The following is a 17,887-nucleotide window of genomic DNA, read 5'->3' on the forward strand; positions in this document are numbered from 1 at the left end:
GATCGCGCGCCGTCGGCGGGTCGGTCAGCCGCCGCGGTTGCGCTCGGCGGTCTCGATGCCCTCGATGGCGGCGCGCAGGTCCCCGTCCTCGGGGATCCGCTGCAGCGGGCCGATGCGGTCCTCGGCCAGCATGACGTCGTCCATCTCGGGCAGCAGGGCCGGCTCGACCTCGCCGAACCAGGCCACCCGCGGCTCCTCGCCGTCGGCGATCTCGCCGACCTCGACCAGTTCGCCCGTCCGGCGGACGACGAAGTCGCCGGGTCCGGCCTGGTCGGAGACGGCGATCGTGTGCTCGTCGCCGTCGAGCAGCCACACCGTGCGCGCCATGAGCCCTCCGTTGTTCTCGGTGGCGGGGGGCGCAACCGTGGCGTCACCCGGCCCGGTCCCGCGGTGCGCGGCCCGGCCGCCGTGTCACCATCCCGGGCCGACGACTGCCCCTCCGGCCGCAGTGCCCGGTCGACCGTCGCAGCGAGGGGCGCCGGCCAGCCTCATACGCTGGGGAGTGGGCCGAGGGCGTGCACCGCGCGGCGGACCGCCGCCGGCACGTCGGTCGGGCGGCCGGTGTCACGGTCGACGTAGACGTGGGTGAAGCGGCCGATCGCCGCCGCGACGTCGTCGGCGCCGAAGACCGCCAGCCGGTAGGTGATGCTGGTCCGCCCCAACCGCTCGACCCCGAGTCCGACCTCGACCGGCTGGGGGAACGACAGCGGCTGCAGGTAGCGACAGCCGGTCTCCACGACCAGGCCGATGGCGTCGAGGTCGCGGGTGTCGGTCCCGCTGTGCTCGATCAGGTAGCCGTTCACCGTCGTGTCGAACCACGCGTAGTAGACGACGTTGTTGACGTGGCCGTAGTGGTCGTTGTCGTGCCAGCGGGTCGTGATCGACCGGTGGTGGGCGAAGTCGCTGCGGCGCGGAACGGGCAGGTCGCGCAGATCGGTCAAGGCCGGCTCCTTCTTCGCCGCGGGGTCGGCCGAAGGCTAGGGAGCCGGGCGGCACGCCGCCGCCGCGGCTGTCTCGACGGGCGGGTCGAGCGGTGGCGCCCGCCGTACGCGGGCGACTAGCACCACAGGTGCCGCCGCGGCCGGCAGCCTCGCCGCGCCCGCTCCCCCGCACGGAGGCAGCCGCACGTGACCTACTCGATCGTCGCCCGCGATCCCCGCACCGGGCAGATGGGCGTCGCGACCCAGACGCAGGCCCTCGCCGTCGGCGCCAGCGTGCCCTGGGCGCTGCCCGGCTACGGCGTCATCGCGACCCAGTCGATGGGTGAGCCGATGTACGGCGAGCTCGGCCTGGACATGCTGCGGGGCGGGTTGACCGCGCCGGAGGTGCTGGCCGCCCTGCGCAGCGTCGACCCGCACCCGGAGCGGCGGCAGGTCGCGATGGTCGACGCGGCGGGTGGCATCGACGTGTACACCGGGGACGACTGCGTGGCGGCCGCCGGCCACCGGCTGGGCGACAACTGCGTGGCGCTGGCGAACATGGTCACCGGGCCGGCCGTCTGGGAACGGATGGTCGAGGCGTACGAGTCGACCACCGGGCCCCTGTCGCGGCGGCTGCTGAAGGCGCTGCACGCGGCGGAGGACGCCGGTGGGGACTTCCGCGGCCGCCGGTCGGCGGCGGTGCTCGTCGTGCGGGCCGAGCGGACGGGCCGCCCGTGGCGCGACCAGGTCGTCAACCTACGTGTCGACGACCACCCTGAGTCGCTGCTGGAGCTCGAGCGGCTGCTGGATCAGAGCAGTCGCTACCACCGCGTGGTCGCGGCGTTCGAGCTGGCGCTCAACGGCCACGCCGAGGCGGCCGTCGTCGACCTCGACCGGATGCGCGAGGAGGACCCGACCGAGGAACCCGACCTGCTCATGTGGCGGGCGATCGTGCTGGGGCTGGCCGGCCGCGAGGACGACGCGCGCGCGATCTTCCGCGAGCTCGAGGAGTGCGCCCCGCCCTTCGTCGAGGCGGCCCGCCGCTTCGGACCCGCCGGTCTGGTGCCCGACCGCGACCTGCTGGCGCGGCTGCTGCCGGACGGCACACCGGTCGCCGTGCCCCCCGGGGACGAGACGGCGGCCGAGGACTACAGCAGCCGGACGTAGTCGTCCTCGATTCGGTCGAGGTCGAGTTGGTTCAGGAAGCCGGAGTAGGCCAGCCAGGACGCCAGCCCCGACAGATCGGCGAAGTGTGGCGGCAGGTAGCGTGGCGGGTCGAGCAGCCCCTCGTCGAACGCCTCGAAGAGCAGGTCGATGCGCTCGAGTGCGGTCTTGCCGGTGAACAGCAGTCCGATGCGGAACACCCGCCCACGCGCGACCGCGACCCGGAAGAAGTTGTAGGTCTGGACGAACCCGCGCGCGTAGGCGAGGTCCTTGGGAAACGGTCCGGCCTCCGGCAGCGACCCCCGGAACACTCGCGTCGTGTCGGCGTACGCCGCCGGCGGCTCGTGCCCCCGCTCGGTCAGGAACCAGCGGTAGACGTCCAGGAACGTCGCCCCGTCCTCGACCTTGTGGATCGCCTCGACCCGGTCGTTGATGCGCCGCAGCCGCGTCGGGTGCGAGGTGAACGCCGTCACCTCGACGAGCACGGCCAGTCCCTCCTGGCTGATCGTGGTCGACGGTGGTCCCTTGTCGAGGAACGTGAGGGTCGACTGGCGCCGGCCGTTGAGCGTGGTCGCGACGTGGACGTAGGCCTCGTGCACCTCGAGGATCCGCAGCGCCCGCTCGCTGAACCGTGCGTCGGCGCGCAGCCGGATGCGGTCGGAGCCGGCGATGGCCTCGGCGACGATCGCGTCGGACACCTCGACACGGACGCGGTCCTCGTCGAAGACGCGGTCGAGCCGCTCTTGCAGCCAGGCGGCGCCTTCCGTGGCGTCCATGGTCTTCTCGTCGGCCGGCAGCAATCCCGAGCCCTCGATGCGCTCGAGCCGGGCCGCCAGGTCGACGCCCAGGTCCGCCGTCGTGGGACCGGCGACGTGGAACGCGTCGCTCGTGCGGCCGTACAGCAGCCCGGCGCTGCGGGAGAAGTCGGGCGTGCCGCGCGCGGTCAGCATCGCGACCGTCTCACGCCACTCGAGGCAGCGCTGCGCCATAAGCTGCCCGACCGGGTTGAAGCGTCCCAGCCGGTTGCGGATGTCGCCGTGCAGGTCCTCGAGCGCCCGGGTGAGCGCGGTCGGGTCGTACGGCAACGGGGCGTAGGTCTCCCGGGTGACCTCCGGCTGACGCGTCGCGCCGGCGGCGAAGAAGCCCTCCTCCACCGCCTTCGGCCACCGCAGCGGCGAGAGCACGTTGATCGGCCGCTGCAGCTGGCGCAGCCGCTCGGCCAGGTCGCGGACGGTGGCGCGGTAGGCGGGGTCGACCTCCGGCGGCGGACGCAGGTCCAGGACGCGCGCGACCTCCGGCACGTCGGAGGTGGCGTCCTCGTGCTCGTCCCCGCTGGCCGGGATCGTGTTCACGTCGGCGGTGGGTACGGTGGTGGGCTCGTCGCTGGCGGACACGGCAGCGCGACCTCGGCTCGGGCCGCGCAGCACGCGCGGCGGAGACGCCGAAGGTAGGCCGTCGTGGTTCGCGGCGAGGCCACTTCGGCGCACGACCGTGCCGGCGAATCCCTACCCTGACGGACAGCACCGGTGGTGGTGGCCGTGGACACACCGTTTGCCGCAGGACCCGTCGTCGCGCTGGTCGGTTCGGCCGGTGGCTTGCCGCAGGTGCGCCAGGTGCTGGCCGACCTGCCCGCCGGCCTGGAGGTCGCGGTGCTGGTGCTGCTGCACCAGCAGCCGGAGCGGGAGAACCAGTTGGCGCAGTTGCTGCAGCGCGGCTGCGCGCTGCCGGTGCAGCCGGCCGGCGACGGCGAGCCCCTGCACGGTGGGGCGGTGACGGTGGCCCCGCCGGGGCGTCACCTCGTCATCGCCCCGGACGGCTGTCTGGCGATGATCCGCTCCGGACCCTTCCCACCCAGCCGTCCCTCGGCGGACCTGCTGCTGACCTCGATGGGGCTCGGCCTGGGCGAGCGGGCGGTCGCCGTGATCCTGTCCGGTGACGGCAACGACGGGGCGACCGGCGCCGCGGTCGTCCGCCGCTTCGGCGGTCGGGTCGTGACGATCGAGCCTCGCGCCGCCGATCACCCGAGCATGCCCCGGGCGGTCATCGAGCGCGGCATGGTCGACGAGGTGCTGCCGCTGGCCGTCATCGGCGACTGGATCGCCGGGCGCGCCGCGGCCTGAGCCGCGAACTATGTGTGTGTGGACCCGATCGGAGTCGAACCGACGACTTCTGCCATGCAAGGGCAGCGCTCTGCCAACTGAGCTACGGGCCCGGACCGTCGCGCAGGGTAGCGGCCGGCGCCTGCGCCGAGACGTGCGCCGTGCGACCGCACCGCTGGTCGGGTGACTCAGTGAGCGGCTCGCGGGGTAACCGAACGGTTCTTGCGTCATGTGGAACGGAGGGGGCACATGCCGGTGACCGTGACCGCGTACTGCCTGATGTGTTCGGCGCCGGTGGAGTCCGCACCCGGTGTCTGTTCCCTGTCCTGCGCGCTCAGCGCGAACAACGAGATCCGCCGCAACGTCCGGCACTACCGGGAACTGCTCGGGCAGGCCGAGACGCGCAACCGGCGGTATGCCCTGGTGCTGCGCAACGGTGAGCTGAGCGCCGCCATCCAGGCGCGGGCGATCCTCGACCGGCGTCCCGGCCGGTTGCCGCACCGCCCGGCCCCGGCGACGGCGTCAGCTTTCGACCGCCAGGTGCGGCGCGACGCCGGCCAGCTCGATCAGCCGCTGCAGCGGCGGGCTCGGCGCCCGTAGGACCAGCCGCCGGTCCAGCGATCCAAGGGTGCCGGCGGCCCGGAGCAGACAGCCCAAACCGGAGGAGTCGACGAACGTCAGCTCCGACACCTCGAGCCGGACGTCGCCGTCGGTCGCAGCGACCGCGTGCTCGAGGTGGTGCTCGAGCAGCGGACTGGTGTGCGCGTCGAGTTCGCCCGACAGCCTGAGCGTCACGTCGCGGCCGTCGCCCGGCGCGGTGCGGACGGCCAGTGGCTCGGCCATGGCGGCTGCCTCCGACGTGCGTGACACCGGGCACGGTAGCCGGCTATGACGCCCATCACGAGCCCCCCGACCAGGACCACGCCGCCGTGCCGCCACTCGACATCCGACTCGACGTGCCGGCCGACACGCGTTGCCTGCGCACGCTGCGCCTCGCCATCGCGGGAGCCGCCGAGCTGGCGGGATTCGACGAGGAGGCGGTCGGCGACGTGCGCATCGCGGTCGACGAGTTGGCCGCGGCCGTGATGTCCGTCGCCGACGGTGGCGCCCGGTTGATCGCGGACGTCGAGGTCGGGCGGGGTCGGCTCCGGGTCGTCGGCAGGCTGACCCGCCCGCCGGGGTCCACGCCGCAGCTGAGCCCCATCGCGCAGGACGTTCTGCCCCGGACCACCGACCACCATTGGCTGGGTGCACGGGGGACCTTCGGGCTCGAACGCGTGACGGCGACGCCCACGACGCCCTAACCTCGTCGAGGTCGGCCGACCAAGGCCTGGGGCCCGGCCGACGGGGGAGCATGGACGAGCCGACGACCATCGACACCCGGTTCGAACGGTACGCGCGGACCGGGGACCGTGCGTTGCGCGACGAACTCGTCGTCGACCACCTGCCCTTCGCCACGGCGCTCGCCCGCCGGTACCGGCACCACCGCGAGCCGCTGGAGGACCTGCAGCAGGTCGCCGCGCTCGGCCTCGTCAAGGCGCTTGAGCGCTTCGACCCGGCGCGCGGCGTGCCGTTCGAGGCCTTCGCGGCGCCCACCATCCTCGGCGAGTTGCGGCGGCACTTCCGCGACGGTTGCTGGAGCGTGAGCGTGCCCCGCCCGATCCGGGACCGCAGCCGGGCCGTCCTCGACGCGCGTGACGCGCTGCTGCAGGAACTCGGGCGCAGCCCACGGCTGTCCGAGGTCGCGACCCGCGCCGGCTGCACGGTCGACGACGTGGTGGCCGTGCTGGACGCCACCGCCGCCAGCCGCCCGCAGCCGCTGTGGACCGAGCCGTTGGCCGACGACCCGTTCGACGACCCGACGCGGGTCGAGGCCCGGGACCTGCTCGGCCATCTCGTCCGGGACCTGCCGGAACGCACGCGCCGGTTGCTGTACCTCAGCTACGTCCGCGGGATCCCGCAGCGCCAGATCGCGCACGAGGTCGGACTCAGCCAGAAACACGTGTCACGTCTGCTCGCGCGCGCGTTGGAGCAGCTGCGGCGCCGCGCGGCCTAGTCGCTGGGCAGCACCGCGGACAGTACGGCGCGGACCGCCGTGCCGGTGGCCCCGGACGCGACGACGAACGGGTCCGCGAGCTGCTGCACGACGTGCAGGCCGCGGCCGCGCGTCGCTTCCGAACCCACCGGCGGAACGTGTGCGTCCGGGGGCTGGATGCCGGGGCCGTCGTCGCGGACTTCGACGACGACGTCGCGGCCCAGCCGTCGCAGGGTGAGCCAGATCGTCTCGCCACCGTGCTCGACGGCGTTGGTGGCCAGCTCGGACACCACCAGCAGCACGTCGCCGGCGCGGTCGTCGGCGACGTGAAGGGCCCGCAGCCAGTCACGAACGACGTGCCGCGCCCGGCCGACCTCGCTGGCCTGACGCGCCAGCGTCAACTCCAGGCCAGCGGCCGGCGAACGGGTGGCGGCTGGATCCTCCAGGTAGCGCAGACAGAGAGCGAGCGCGTCGTCGGCGCGTTCGCCGTCGGGGACGAGACGGAGCGCGGCGGTGGCCAGGTCCGCGGCCGCCGGCACGTCCGCGAGCCGACGGATCAGTTCCTCGGTGTCCAGCACGGCGCCGGGGGTGGCGAGCACACCGTCCGTGACCAGCAACAGGCGGTGGCCCGACATCGGCAACGGCGTCACCCCCGTCTCGGCCGTGAGTCCGAACCCCAGCGGCGGTCCGGCGGTACCGACCGGCAACAGCGGCCCCGCCAGCGGACCGTGGAAGGCGGATGGATGTCCGGCCAGGACCAGTTCCGCCTTCCGGCGCTCGGCGTCGACACGCACCAAGGCGGCGGTCCCCGTCACCGCGCCGCCCTGCTGGCGCAGGCGTTCGTCGGCGCGAGGTGGCAGTGACGGCAGCGGACACCCGTCGAGCGCCAGGAGGCGAAGCGTGTAGAGCAGTTCCGCCGCTGCCTGCGCCGCGGGCGCGCCGTGACCGGTGGCGTCGATGACCGCGACGTGGACGCTGCCGTCGTCGAGCGGCTGCACGTCGTAGCGGTCACCGCCGGGCCCGTCCTGCAGCGGTGCGTCGGCGACGTCGACCGCGAGTCCCGGCACGTGGTCGTGGGGCGGGTGGTGCTGGGCGTGGAGCTCGCGCAGGCGCTCGCGGTGCTCGCGCAACTCGACCACGGCAGGGAGCAGTGGGAACGTTGCCGCCTCGTCGTGGAAGCGGGCGGCGACGTGCACCAGCGGCTCGTCGTCGTCGCCGAGGCGGGTCAGCAGCAACTGCGCCGGATGGCTCCACTGATTCGTGTCGCGCAGCACCACCTCGCAGGACGTGTGCGCGTGGAAGGCCTCGGAGAGCGCCCGCCGGAACGCCGGACGGTCGGGCACCGCGACGTGGACCGCCAGCGGCTTGCCGACCAGCCACCTCGGATGTCGCCCCAGCCGCGCGGCGAGTGCCGGGTTGGCCCAGCGCAGCGTGCCGTAACGGTCGGTGATCGCCTGCGCGATCACCGACGCCTCGAGGGCATCGCGCCAGGTGCCCTCGTCGATCAGGTCGTGTCCGGCCGCCGTCGTTCCTCCATGAGCAGGATCGCACCCTTCACGGCACCGTCGTCGGTGTGCAGCGGCATGCACGAGACGTGACACTCGACCGGCATGCCACGGCGGTTGCGCGCCGGCAGCACCAAGAGCTTGGTGTCGTCCTCGCCGGCCAGGGACGCACGCAACGGGTCCCGCAGCTCGTGCACGGGCAGGCCGACGTCGAGGTCGAGGAGGTTGGTGCCGACGACCTCGTCGCTGCGCAGTCCCCACAGGTCCTCGGCGAGGTCGTTCCAGACCCGGACGAGCAACGCCTCGTCGACGACGACGACGGCCCGGCGCAGGCTGCGCAGCACCGCTGCCAGGAACGCATTGGCGTCGTTGAGCTGGCGCTGACGCTGGAAGAGCTCCTCGTTGGCGACGTGGAGCTCGTCGTTGGTCGACTGCAGCTCCTCGTTCATCGTCTCCAGCTCTTCGTTGGTGGACTGCAGTTCCTCGTTGGTGGTCTCCAGTTCCTCGATGGTGGACTGCAGTTCCTCGTTGGTGGTCTCCAGCTCCTCGTTGCTGGACTGCAGCTCCTCGTAGGCGGAGGCCAGACGGCTGCGGGACTCGGCGAGCTGGTCGCGTAGGCGATGACGGTCGCTGATGTCGGCGAAGGTGATGGCGGTGCCGCACACGCCACCGTCGTCGTCGGGCAGCGGCTGCACCAGCACGTCGAGCGTGGTGACGACGTCGGGCTCGACCTGCCAGCGGACGTCCTGCAGCTGGACCGGCCCGCCGGACTCGTAGGCGCGTTCGATGGCCGCGCGGAGCTCGACGGGTCGGTACGACAACTCCAGGTCGCGCAGCGGACGACCCAGGTCGCGCAGGCTGAGCCGGAACAGCTGACGCGCCGGGGCGTTGGCGAGCAGCAGGTGGCCGTCGCGGTCGACCGCGACCGTGGGCAACGGCACGACGTCGAAGGCGCGATCGCGCAGCGCGACGTTGGCGACGGCCGGCTCGGCGTCCACGATGACGCGCTGTAGTAGCCGCTGACGGGCCTCGCCGGTGGGCACCTTCCGGAAGAAGCGGCGCTTGGCGTCGATCGGCTCGAACAGGCGACTCGAGCGCAGCAGCTTCTCCGCCTTGCCGAGGAACAGCACGCCGCCGGGCTGCAGCGCGAAGTGGAAACGGTCCAGGGCGTGGGCCTGCACGTCGCTGTTGAAGTACATCAGCGTGTTGCGACAGACCAGCAGGTCGAGCCGGCTGATCGGCGCGTCCTGGATGAGGTCGTGACGGCCGAAGATGATGTTGCGGCGCAGGTCCCCGCGGAACTGCAGGCGTGTGACGTCGTCGCGGGCGGGACCTCCGCCGTTCGGTGGTTCGAAGTAGCGCTCGCGCCACGGCTCCGGGACACGTGCGATGTCCTCCGCGTCGTAGCTGGCGGAGCGGGCGTCCGCCAGGGCCTCCTCGTCGACGTCGGTGCCGTAGATCTTCACGCGCTCGACGAACAGGTCGGCGCCGAGCAGTTCGCACAGCACGATGGCGATGCTGTAGGTCTCCTCGCCGCTGGCACAGCCGGCGGACCACACCCGGATCGGCTCACCGGGGTCCTTGGCCTGCAGCATCCCGGGCAGGACCTCCTGCTGCAGGTGCTCCCAGGCGTCGAGGTCGCGGAAGAACGACGTCACGTTGATGAGGATGGTGTTGAAGAACGCGGTGAACTCGTCGGGATGCACCTGCAGGTGGTCGAGGTAGGCACCGTAGGAGTCCAGCCGGAGCGTCTGCAGCCGCTTGTCGATGCGCCGGTGCAGCGTGCCGCGCTTGTAGCCGCTGAAGTCGAAGTTGCGGGTCCGCTTGACGTGGTCGAGCAGGGCCGAGAAGGCCGGCTCGTCGTCGGTTCGCTCCGCCATGACCTGTCTCGTGCCGTCTGACGGTCACTGTAGCGGCGAGGACCCCCGCGTCCGGGGGCGCCGCCGGGTCAGCCCGCGGAGCTGGCCGCGCCGCCGGCGGCCAGCAGTGACCGCAGGTGCTCGAGCTGCTGCTCGATGTCGTCGATCTGTTCGTCGTAGCGGCGCACGGCGCGCCCGAGGTCGCGTTCGGCGGCGCGTTCGCGCAGTCGCTGGGCCAGCTCCGAACGCTCTTCGAGCAGGCGGACGACCGTCCACAGCGAGCCCTCGATCTGCACGCCCTGCGCGTCCAGCAGGCTCCTGCCACCCCAGGCGTGGCCGACGTGGCAGCGGAAGACCGGCACCTCGTCGCGGCCGGCCACGACGCGCAGCGGCCCGCCACAGTCGGGACACACCGCCGGGAGCTGGCCGCCCTCCTGGTCGCGCTGCTGGGTGCCGTGACGGCTGACCGCGAGCTCCAGCGGGTCCGGGGTGGGCGGGTCGTCGAGCGCGGCCGCGGCGGGGATCCTCGTCAGCGTGGTGATGCGCCGAGCGAGCTCGGCGATGGTCAGCGACTCGGCGCTCGTGCACGCGTCCGCGACGTTGGCGGGAAGATCCGGGAAGGTGGCCTCCTCGACGTCCTGCACGAGGACGCGTCCGCCGGCGGCCTCGACCTCGCGGGCGCCGGCGCTGCCGTCGTCCAGGACGCCGGAGAGCGCGACGGCGACCGTGCGCGGGCCGTAGGCGCTGGCGGCGCTGCGGAACAGGGGATCGATGGCGGGGCGGAAACCGTGTTCGGGCGGGCCCTGCACCAGTCGCACGAACCCGGGCTTGACGAGCAGGTGCAGCCCCGGCGGCGCGACCCGGATCCGCCCGCACTCGACGGGCTCGGCGTCGGCGACGTGTGCGGCGGGCAGCGGGCCGGCACGGGCCAGCAGGCGTGGCAGCTCGCTGCGCGCGTTGGCGGGCGTGTGCACGACCACGAACACGGCGGCTTCGAGGTCGGCCGGCAGCTCGCCCACCAGTTGGGTCAGCGCCTCGATCCCCCCGGCGGAGGCACCGATGACCACCAGGTCGTGCGTGGACAAGGTGCGGCTCCCGGACGCGGATTCCTCCGCACTCTCACCGATCGCCGCGCCCCGGGGACCGTGCGACGACGGTCGGACGGCCGTGCCCGCGGGGCTGTGGTGGTCGCCTGCGCACGGGTCGCTTCGCTCGCTCTCGGTGCGCGCCGGCTGCTCCGAGCCCGCTCCGGGGCTGTGGTGGTCGCCTGCGCAGGGGTCGCTTCGCTCGCTCTCGGTGCGCGCCGGGCTGCTCCGAGCCCGCTCCGGGGCTGCGGTGGTCGCCTGCGCAGGGGTCGCTTCGCTCGGTGCGCGCCGGGCTGCTCCGAGCCCGACCGCTCCGGGGCCGTGGTGGTCGCCTGCGCAGGGGTCGCTTCGCTCGCTCTCGGTGCGCGCCCTGGGGGCGCTTCCGAGATAGCCCCTGCTACGGCGACCACCACACCCCTCCGCTCCGTGAAGGCCGCGGCAACGCGCCTCCCGTCGCGCGATCCGGCAACCGTCGAGCGAACCGGCAACGGTCGCGCCTTGCTGCCGACCCGGGGCGACCAGCCGCGACCGATGCGCGCAGGCGCGACAGCACCACCTCGTCGCGCCACTCGACAACCGTCGAGCGAACCGGCAACGGTCGCGCCTTGCTGCCGACCCGGGGCGGGCAGCCGCGACCGATGCGCGCAGGCGCGACAGCAGCACCTCTTCGCGCCACTCGGCAACCGTCGCGCCCGCCGGCGACCGTCGCGCCTCGCTGCCGCGCCGGGGCGACCAGCCGCGACGGATGCGCGCGGGGGTCCCCTCAGCTCCGGTCGGGGCGGGTGCGGGTCACCCACTCGGCGAACCCGGGCACGGTGAACGCCAGCCGGCCGCGTGCGGGGGCCCAGCACAGGCCCCGCTCGACCAGGTCGCGTCGCGCCGGGGAGAGCGCCTGATGGGTGAGGTCGAGCACCTCGGTGAGGTCGCCCATCTCCGCGTCGCCGCCCTGCTCGGCCAGCGCGACGGTCAGCAGGGCGCCGCGCCCCGAGGGCACCCGCCGCCAGCGGTCGGCGAAGAACGCCTGCACGCGCTCGTGGACCTCGACACCGGCGGCGCGGGCGTCGACGAGATCTACCCGCTCGGGGCTCCTGGCGGCGTCCCACAGGGCCGCGCCCCACAGTTGCACGAACCAGGGGTAGCCGCCCGACTCGTCGTGGACGTGGTCCAGGACGTGTTCGTCGACCAGGACATCGGCTTCGCGCTCGAAGGGGCGGCGGACGGCCTCCACGGTGCCGTCGCGGTCGAGCAGGCCAAGTTCCAGCCGTTCCAGCCGTTCCGTGTAGGTCTGGCCCTCGTCGAACAGCGTCTCCGCCGCCGACGGCAGGCCCGACAGCAGCACGCCGACCGGGCGGTCCTCCTGTGAGGCCAGGTGGGCGGCGCGCAGCAGCGGCTTCAGCAGCGTCTGTTCGGCCTCCTGCACCTCGTCGACCGTCAGCAGCACGCCCTGCTTCAGCGTCGCCGCGAGGATCCCGAGGTCGGCCACGAGCCGTTCGACGGTCGCGGCCGGGGTCCCGCTGGCGCGAACCTCGACGCTGCCGTCCCGGCCGCGCCGCAGGCTGCCGCAGCGCGCCAGCGTGGCGTCGTCGGCGCGCTCCACCAGGCCGGCGGCGCCTCGGCGCAGGGTCTCGCGGGCGGCGACGAGGTCCCCGTCACCCCGGTCGGCTTCCAGCGCGATCGTGTGGACGCCACGCTGTCCGGCCTGCAGTCGCACGTAGGCCAACAGGGCGGTCTTGCCGACGCCGCGCACCCCGCGGTAGAGCAGCAACTGCGGGGCGGCCGGGCGGGCGAGGCGGTCGACGACCACCTTCGCGCGGCGCAGGGCCGGCTCGCGGCCACCGAAATCGGGCGGCACACGCCCCATGCCGGGACGGAAGGGGTTCGCGGCGGGATCCAGGGCCCCGTCGGTGAACGGGTCCTCGAACGGGTTGGGCACGACGTCTCCGACCCGGCCGTTCGGTGTTCGCGACCGGATGCGAGCGGAGTATAGGAAAGCTAGGGGTCTGTAGCCGGCAACCTCGACGCGGGCGGTCAGCCGCCGAATGCCTCGCGGGCCTTGTCGCGCGCCCGGTCGAACACGCCGGCGACCGGACCGACGGCGGCACGCACCAGCGGCTGGTTGGGCGTGTTGGGGTGGGGTCGCGTCGGGCCACTGTCGCGCAGCGTCGTGAACGTCCTGCCGATCTTCCGGCGGTGTTCGATGTCGAGGCGCTCCCGCAACCGCGGAAACTCCTCGCGCTCCTCGTGCTCGGCGTGGGCGAGCACGTCCCCCTGCAGCGTGACCAGGGCGTCCTCCCATTCCGGGCTGGCCACCTCCAGCTTCGTCATGCGGTGCAGGAGCTGCTCGGCGTCGGCCTCTTCCTGCATGACCTGCTCGGCGACGGCCTCACCGTCGGGGACCTCGTCACGGAGGGCGGGGTGCACGACCGACTCCTCCGCCGCCTCGTGGCTGGCCAGGCGCGCGACGAGGTAGTGGAACAACTCCTCCTTGAACTCGTCCTCGCTGCGTTCGAGCTCGGCGAACAGCTCCCGGAACTCGTGGTGGTCCTGCAGCAACAGGTCGATGATGTCCTGGTCGGCCATGGCGGGTGACTCCGGTGGTGGTGAGCCGCGTGGGTGTCGTCGAGACGTCACGGTGGCGTCCTGCAGCGGCTGGCGGGCGCCGGCACCGACCGCCGCACGGCCGGGGACCGGCTCCGATCCAGTGCGTCGGCGTGGAGCGGACGCGGCGTGGCAGGCTTCGCCGTGTCCACGCCGCCCGAGGAGGCCGAGCGATACCCCCCGCCCCTGTCCCCCGCGGCGTCGTCGCCGCCGGACACCCGGAGACCGCCGCCGCGGCCGCACGCGTGCTCGCGGCCGGCGGCAACGCCTTCGACGCCGCCGTCGCCGCGGGCTTCGCCGCCGCGGTCGTCGAACCCTGCCTCAGCAGCCTCGGCGGCGGCGGCTTCCTGCTCGCCCACACCGACGCGGGACACCAGGTCCTGTTCGACTTCTTCGTCGACACGCCCGGCCGGGGCGTGCCCGACGAGGTCGAGCCGCGCCTGGACGCCGTGACCCTGCGTTTCGGCGCCGCGGACCAGGTCTTCCACGTCGGGCACGGCTCCGTCGCCGTGCCTGGTGCCCTCGCCGGCTACCTCCACGTCCATCGACGGCTCGGCTGCCTCCCGCTGGTGGACGTGCTGGAACCGGCGCGGCGGATGGCCGCCGACGGTGTGGTCCTGGGCCCGGACCAGGCCGCCGTGGTGCACCTGCTCGAGCCGATCCTCGGTCGCTCGGCCGAGGGGCGCGAGCGCTTCCTGCCGCGTGGTGCCCGTCTCGGCCCCGACGCCGCCGTCCGCAACGCACCCCTGGCCGCGTTCCTGGAGCGGGTGGCCGGCGGGGAGACCACCGGCTTCGCCGCCCCCGACCTGTCGGCCGGGATCGCGGCCGACATGGCCGCGCACGGGGGACTGGTGAGTGCGGCGGACCTCGCCGCCTACACGGTCGTCGAACGCGAACCGTTGCGGGTCGACTACCGCGACGCGACCCTGGTCACGAACCCGCCACCGTCCCACGGTGGGACGCTGATCGCCCGCGGTCTGCGCCACCTGCGGCAGGCCGACGCCGAACCGTTCGGCAGCGCGCGCCGGCTGGGTCACCTGGTGGACGCCTTCGACGACGTGTGGCGTCACCACACCGGCGCGGCCACCGAGCAGGCCCTGCCCGAGCGCCGCCCACGCAGCGCGCGCGGCACGACGCACGTCAGCGTCTGCGACGACGAGGGCAACCTCGCGTCCATGACCACGTCCAACGGAAGTTGCAGCGGCGTCATCCTCGCGGACACCGGGGTCATGGCCAACAACATCATGGGCGAGACGGACCTCAACCCGAACCTTCGCGGCATGGGCGAGGGCGGCCGGCTGCGGCTGCCCGCCGGGCGGCGGGTGGGCTCCATGATGGCCCCGTCGCTGCTCCTGCGTGACCGGCGCGCGCCGGTGGTGCTGGGCAGCGGCGGCTCCGAGCGCATCCGCACCGCCATGACCCAGGTCGTCGTGAACCTCGTCGACCACGGCTTCGACGTGGCGGGCGCCGTCCGCGCCCCCCGCGTCCACTGGGACGGCGAGGTGGTGCAGGTCGAGCCGGGCTTCGCCTCGGAGGCGGTCGCCGAACTCGCGACCCGGCGGGCCGTGAACGTCTGGCCGGTCACCGACCTCTACTTCGGCGGCACGCACGTGGCCAGCCCCGACGGCAGTTGCGCCGGCGACCACCGCCGTGGCGGGGCCTGCCGGGTCGTCGAGGCGTGACCGGAACGACTTCCCCTGCCGCGTTCCGGTCGGCGGGTGCGCGCGGGTAGCCTCGCGGCACGGAGAGAGAGGGAGGCGCGCCCATGCGTGACGCGGTCATCGTCGAAGCCGTCCGGACGCCCGTCGGCAAGGGCAAGCCCGGCGGTGCCCTGTCGGGCTGGCACCCGGTGGACCTGCTCGCTCACACCCTGCAGGCGTTGGTCGGGCGGGCCGGCATCGATCCCGGCGAGGTCGACGACGTCATCACCGGCTGCGTGTCACAGGCTGGCGCGCAGGCCTTCAACGTGGGCCGCAACGCGGTGCTGGCGGCCGGCTTCCCGGAGTCCGTGCCCGCCACGACCATCGACCGGCAGTGCGGCTCCTCCCAGCAGGCGCTGCACTTCGCCGCCCAGGGGGTCATCGCGGGTAGCTACGACGTCGCCATCGCCTGCGGCGTCGAGGTGATGTCCCGGGTCCCGATGTTCTCCTCGACCATGGGCCAGGACCCCTTCGGCACCCGGATTCCCGAGCGGTATCCGGGCGGTCTGGTCCCGCAGGGCATCTCCGCGGAACTGATCGCGGCCAAGTGGAACCTCTCACGCCAGGACCTCGACGCCTACGCCGCACGCTCCCACCAGCGCGCCGCCGCGGCCACCCGCGACGGCCGCTTCGCGGCCGAACTGCTGCCGGTCGCCGTCGACCGCGGCGAGGGGCCGACCGGTGAGACGATGACGGCCGACGAGGGCATTCGCCCGGACTCGACGCCCGACTCCCTGGCCGGTCTGCAGCCCGCTTTCCGCAACGACGCGGTCTCGCAGCGCTTCCCGCAGATCCAGTGGGTCGTCACGGCCGGCGGGGCCTCGCAGATCTCCGACGGCGCCGCCGCGGTGCTGGTCATGGAGCGCAGCAGGGCCGAGGCGCTCGGTCTCACGCCGCGGGCCCGGGTCCATGCCATGGCGGTGGCCGGGGACGACCCCGTCTTCATGCTCACCGGCGTGATCCCGGCGACGCAGCAGGTGCTGGCCCGCGCCGGGATGTCCATCGACCAGATCGACGCCTTCGAGGTCAACGAGGCCTTCGCGCCGGTCGTGCTCGCCTGGCAGCAGGAGACCGGCGCCGACCTGGACCGGGTCAACGTCAACGGTGGCGCGATCGCCAACGGCCATCCGTTGGGGGCGTCGGGCGCCAAGCTCACGACCACCCTGCTGCACGTCCTGGAGCAGACCGGCGGGCGCTACGGCCTGCAGACCATGTGCGAGGGCGGCGGCATGGCCAACGCCACCGTCCTCGAACGCCTGGGCTGACGTGGACGCGCCGCACGCCGAGGTGGACGTCCCCAACCGGGCGGCACTGGACGCGCTGTGGCGCGGCGACGAGTACGCCGGGCGACTGGGCGCGGAACTGGAGGACTGGGGCGGCGGCTGGGCCCGCGTGGGCCTGACCGTCACGGACCAGCACCGCAACTTCGCCGGCTGGCTCCACGGCGGGGTCGGGTTCGGGCTCGGCGACGTCGCGTTCGCGGTCGCGTCCAACTCCTGGGGGCGGTTGGCGGTCGCACTCAGCGTCGACGTGCAGTTCCTCGCCTCCGCCGCCCCCGGCGAGCGGCTGGTGGCCGAGGGCCGCGAGCGTCACCGCACCGCCCGGACCGGCGCCTATCTCATCGAGGTCAGCTCCGACGGTGCGCTGGTCGCCAGCCTGCACGCCCTGGTGCACCGCACGTCGCGCTGGCACCTCGGTGAGGACGCCTGGTCCGCGGAGTGGCGCGCCACCCACTAGGCCGCAGCTGGGGCACACTGGGCGGCGTCGTCCCCGTCCACGTCCGCGAGGTTGCCACCGTGGTGCTGCTCCTGATCCCCGCCGTGGGTGTCGCGGTCGCCGTCGGCGTGCTGTTCGGCTGGCGGTGGGTGCTGGCGCCGCTGCTCGGCTGGGCGATGCTGACCTGGCTGCTGAGCTCGCTGCGGGTGCTCGGCAAGGACGCCCGCGCTCCCGGCATGCCCGACGAGGAGGTCGTCGCGACTCCGATGGTCACCAGCGAGCGCACGCTGTTCTGGTGCGAGGAGTGCGGGACCGAGGTGCTGCTGCTGGTGCGGGGCACCTCGCGCGCCCCCAGCCACTGTGGCCAACGGATGCACGAACGCACCGAGATCCTGAACTAGGCGACGGCGCGCCGCGGCCTCAGGTGTCGCCGTCCGCGATCCGCTCGGCGCGCTCACGGACGGTGCGGAAGTCACCGCGGCCGGGCCGGTCGGGAACGAAGCCGTCCGTGCGGCTGAAGCCCCAGGCGTTGAGCCGCACGGCCACCCGGCTGAAGCGCCGCTCGAGCGTGCCCTCGCACGCCGGGCAGGGGCCGGGCTCGCCGGCCTGTGCATGGGGCAGCAGACGCTCGGTGCGCTGTCCACAGACGGTGCAGACGTACTCGTAAACCGGCACGCGTGCTCCTTGGACGCCTGTCCAGCCAGTTCGGACGATCTCGATCACCGCCACCGACGGTACCCGGACGCTCCATCGAGGTTGTCCACGAGCCTGTGGACAGTGACTGTGGAGGAGCGCCATGACGACGCTGCGTTTGTCCACAGGATGTGGACCTGCGGCCGGGGCGAAGCTGGGGATAAGTCCGGCTTCCGGCCGCTGACCTGGGGAAACGCCGACGACCCGTCGCGCGGGTGTCAGCGCCAGCGGGTGAGGAAGACGAACCCCGCGAGCAGCATGACGAAGCCGACGACCAGGCCCCAGTTGCCGTAGAAGGGCGGCGCGGACGCCAGCAGGTCCTGCAGGAACGGCAGGTAGGCCAGCAGGATCACCAGGACGCCGGCCACCAGCAGACCGACCCCGACGGCCGGGACCCACGGTGCCGACGGTGTCGGGTTCTTCGCCGGCGGCGCGGTCTGGTAGGCCCGCGGGCGGTTGTGTCCCTTGCGGCGGTGCTTGCTCTGCGGCATCGGGGCCTCGGCTGACGAACGG

At 73.5% G+C, this 17,887-nt stretch carries 20 protein-coding genes and 1 tRNA gene; 9 read left to right on the forward strand and 12 right to left on the reverse strand.

Going from position 1 to position 17,887, the window contains the following annotated elements; genetic code table 11:
* Positions 1–24 precede the first annotated feature (24 nt).
* Together ACERM0_RS15460 and ACERM0_RS15465 are read right to left on the reverse strand one after the other, a co-directional pair.
* Complete coding sequence (locus tag ACERM0_RS15460) at positions 25–327, reverse strand: hypothetical protein (protein ID WP_373679510.1); 303 nt, start codon at positions 325–327, stop codon at positions 25–27.
* 161 nt (positions 328–488) lie between these two features.
* Entirely contained in the window at positions 489–941 is a 453-nt protein-coding gene (locus ACERM0_RS15465) for an acyl-CoA thioesterase (RefSeq protein ID WP_373679511.1), read from the reverse strand.
* A 186-nt stretch (positions 942–1,127) separates the two neighbouring features.
* Between ACERM0_RS15465 and ACERM0_RS15470 the strand changes: the two genes are divergently transcribed.
* Positions 1,128–2,087 carry a DUF1028 domain-containing protein gene (locus ACERM0_RS15470; protein WP_373679512.1) on the forward strand — a complete coding sequence of 320 codons (960 nt, stop codon included), beginning with the start codon at positions 1,128–1,130 and terminating at the stop codon, positions 2,085–2,087.
* Here the strand turns inward: ACERM0_RS15470 and ACERM0_RS15475 are convergent.
* Entirely contained in the window at positions 2,069–3,478 is a 1,410-nt protein-coding gene (locus tag ACERM0_RS15475; RefSeq protein WP_373679513.1) for a flavohemoglobin expression-modulating QEGLA motif protein, read from the reverse strand. The two genes, ACERM0_RS15470 and ACERM0_RS15475, sit on opposite strands and share 19 nt — an antisense overlap.
* Before the next feature lie 144 nt (positions 3,479–3,622).
* Between ACERM0_RS15475 and ACERM0_RS15480 the strand changes: the two genes are divergently transcribed.
* A complete protein-coding gene (locus tag ACERM0_RS15480) occupies positions 3,623–4,204 on the forward strand; it encodes a chemotaxis protein CheB (RefSeq protein ID WP_373679514.1) in 582 nt (193 codons plus the stop codon).
* Between the two features lie 19 nt (positions 4,205–4,223).
* Here the strand turns inward: ACERM0_RS15480 and ACERM0_RS15485 are convergent.
* Positions 4,224–4,296 (reverse strand) — tRNA-Ala (locus ACERM0_RS15485).
* Between the two features lie 136 nt (positions 4,297–4,432).
* On the opposite strand from ACERM0_RS15485, the gene ACERM0_RS15490 reads away from it, so the two are divergent.
* Complete coding sequence (locus ACERM0_RS15490; protein ID WP_373679515.1) at positions 4,433–4,783, forward strand: hypothetical protein; 351 nt, start codon at positions 4,433–4,435, stop codon at positions 4,781–4,783.
* Here ACERM0_RS15490 and ACERM0_RS15495 read toward each other — a convergent pair.
* Positions 4,706–5,053, reverse strand: coding sequence for an STAS domain-containing protein (locus ACERM0_RS15495; RefSeq protein WP_373679516.1), 348 nt, complete (start codon positions 5,051–5,053; stop codon positions 4,706–4,708). The genes ACERM0_RS15490 and ACERM0_RS15495 overlap by 78 nt on opposite strands.
* Before the next feature lie 59 nt (positions 5,054–5,112).
* On the opposite strand from ACERM0_RS15495, the gene ACERM0_RS15500 reads away from it, so the two are divergent.
* Together ACERM0_RS15500 and ACERM0_RS15505 are read left to right on the forward strand one after the other, a co-directional pair.
* The gene (locus tag ACERM0_RS15500) at positions 5,113–5,487 is read left to right on the forward strand and encodes a hypothetical protein (RefSeq protein ID WP_373679517.1); all 375 of its coding nucleotides are present in this window, start codon (positions 5,113–5,115) and stop codon (positions 5,485–5,487) included.
* 50 nt (positions 5,488–5,537) lie between these two features.
* Positions 5,538–6,239, forward strand: a complete 702-nt coding sequence (locus tag ACERM0_RS15505; RefSeq protein ID WP_373679518.1) for a sigma-70 family RNA polymerase sigma factor — start codon at positions 5,538–5,540, stop codon at positions 6,237–6,239.
* On the opposite strand, the gene ACERM0_RS15510 is transcribed toward ACERM0_RS15505, so the two are convergent.
* From ACERM0_RS15510 to ACERM0_RS15530, 5 genes are all read right to left on the reverse strand, one after another.
* Entirely contained in the window at positions 6,236–7,684 is a 1,449-nt protein-coding gene (locus ACERM0_RS15510; RefSeq protein ID WP_373679519.1) for a SpoIIE family protein phosphatase, read from the reverse strand. The two genes, ACERM0_RS15505 and ACERM0_RS15510, sit on opposite strands and share 4 nt — an antisense overlap.
* A gap of 38 nt (positions 7,685–7,722) precedes the next feature.
* The gene (locus tag ACERM0_RS15515) at positions 7,723–9,603 is read right to left on the reverse strand and encodes a CheR family methyltransferase (protein WP_373679520.1); all 1,881 of its coding nucleotides are present in this window, start codon (positions 9,601–9,603) and stop codon (positions 7,723–7,725) included.
* A gap of 68 nt (positions 9,604–9,671) precedes the next feature.
* On the reverse strand, positions 9,672–10,667 hold the full coding sequence (locus ACERM0_RS15520; protein WP_373679521.1) for a chemotaxis protein CheB: 996 nt from the start codon (positions 10,665–10,667) through the stop codon (positions 9,672–9,674).
* A gap of 763 nt (positions 10,668–11,430) precedes the next feature.
* Positions 11,431–12,600 carry a hypothetical protein gene (locus ACERM0_RS15525; RefSeq protein ID WP_373679522.1) on the reverse strand — a complete coding sequence of 390 codons (1,170 nt, stop codon included), beginning with the start codon at positions 12,598–12,600 and terminating at the stop codon, positions 11,431–11,433.
* A 95-nt stretch (positions 12,601–12,695) separates the two neighbouring features.
* Complete coding sequence (locus ACERM0_RS15530; RefSeq protein WP_373679523.1) at positions 12,696–13,247, reverse strand: hemerythrin domain-containing protein; 552 nt, start codon at positions 13,245–13,247, stop codon at positions 12,696–12,698.
* A gap of 263 nt (positions 13,248–13,510) precedes the next feature.
* Between ACERM0_RS15530 and ACERM0_RS15535 the strand changes: the two genes are divergently transcribed.
* The 4 genes from ACERM0_RS15535 to ACERM0_RS15550 all read left to right on the forward strand — a co-directional run bounded on the left by ACERM0_RS15535 (position 13,511) and on the right by ACERM0_RS15550 (position 17,082).
* Complete coding sequence (locus ACERM0_RS15535) at positions 13,511–14,947, forward strand: gamma-glutamyltransferase (RefSeq protein WP_373679524.1); 1,437 nt, start codon at positions 13,511–13,513, stop codon at positions 14,945–14,947.
* Between the two features lie 83 nt (positions 14,948–15,030).
* Positions 15,031–16,230, forward strand: coding sequence for an acetyl-CoA C-acyltransferase (locus ACERM0_RS15540; protein ID WP_373679525.1), 1,200 nt, complete (start codon positions 15,031–15,033; stop codon positions 16,228–16,230).
* Between the two features lies 1 nt (position 16,231).
* Positions 16,232–16,702, forward strand: a complete 471-nt coding sequence (locus tag ACERM0_RS15545; protein ID WP_373679526.1) for a PaaI family thioesterase — start codon at positions 16,232–16,234, stop codon at positions 16,700–16,702.
* A 59-nt stretch (positions 16,703–16,761) separates the two neighbouring features.
* Positions 16,762–17,082 carry a hypothetical protein gene (locus ACERM0_RS15550; RefSeq protein WP_373679527.1) on the forward strand — a complete coding sequence of 107 codons (321 nt, stop codon included), beginning with the start codon at positions 16,762–16,764 and terminating at the stop codon, positions 17,080–17,082.
* A 19-nt stretch (positions 17,083–17,101) separates the two neighbouring features.
* Here ACERM0_RS15550 and ACERM0_RS15555 read toward each other — a convergent pair whose 3' ends face one another.
* Both ACERM0_RS15555 and ACERM0_RS15560 read right to left on the reverse strand, forming a co-directional pair.
* Complete coding sequence (locus ACERM0_RS15555; protein WP_373679528.1) at positions 17,102–17,356, reverse strand: FmdB family zinc ribbon protein; 255 nt, start codon at positions 17,354–17,356, stop codon at positions 17,102–17,104.
* Positions 17,357–17,592: 236 nt separating this feature from the next.
* Positions 17,593–17,865, reverse strand: a complete 273-nt coding sequence (locus tag ACERM0_RS15560) for a cell division protein CrgA (protein WP_373679529.1) — start codon at positions 17,863–17,865, stop codon at positions 17,593–17,595.
* Positions 17,866–17,887: the final 22 nt, after the last annotated feature.

The sequence above is a fragment of the Egicoccus sp. AB-alg2 genome (assembly GCF_041821065.1).
Classification (GTDB): Bacteria; Actinomycetota; Nitriliruptoria; order Nitriliruptorales; family Nitriliruptoraceae; genus Egicoccus.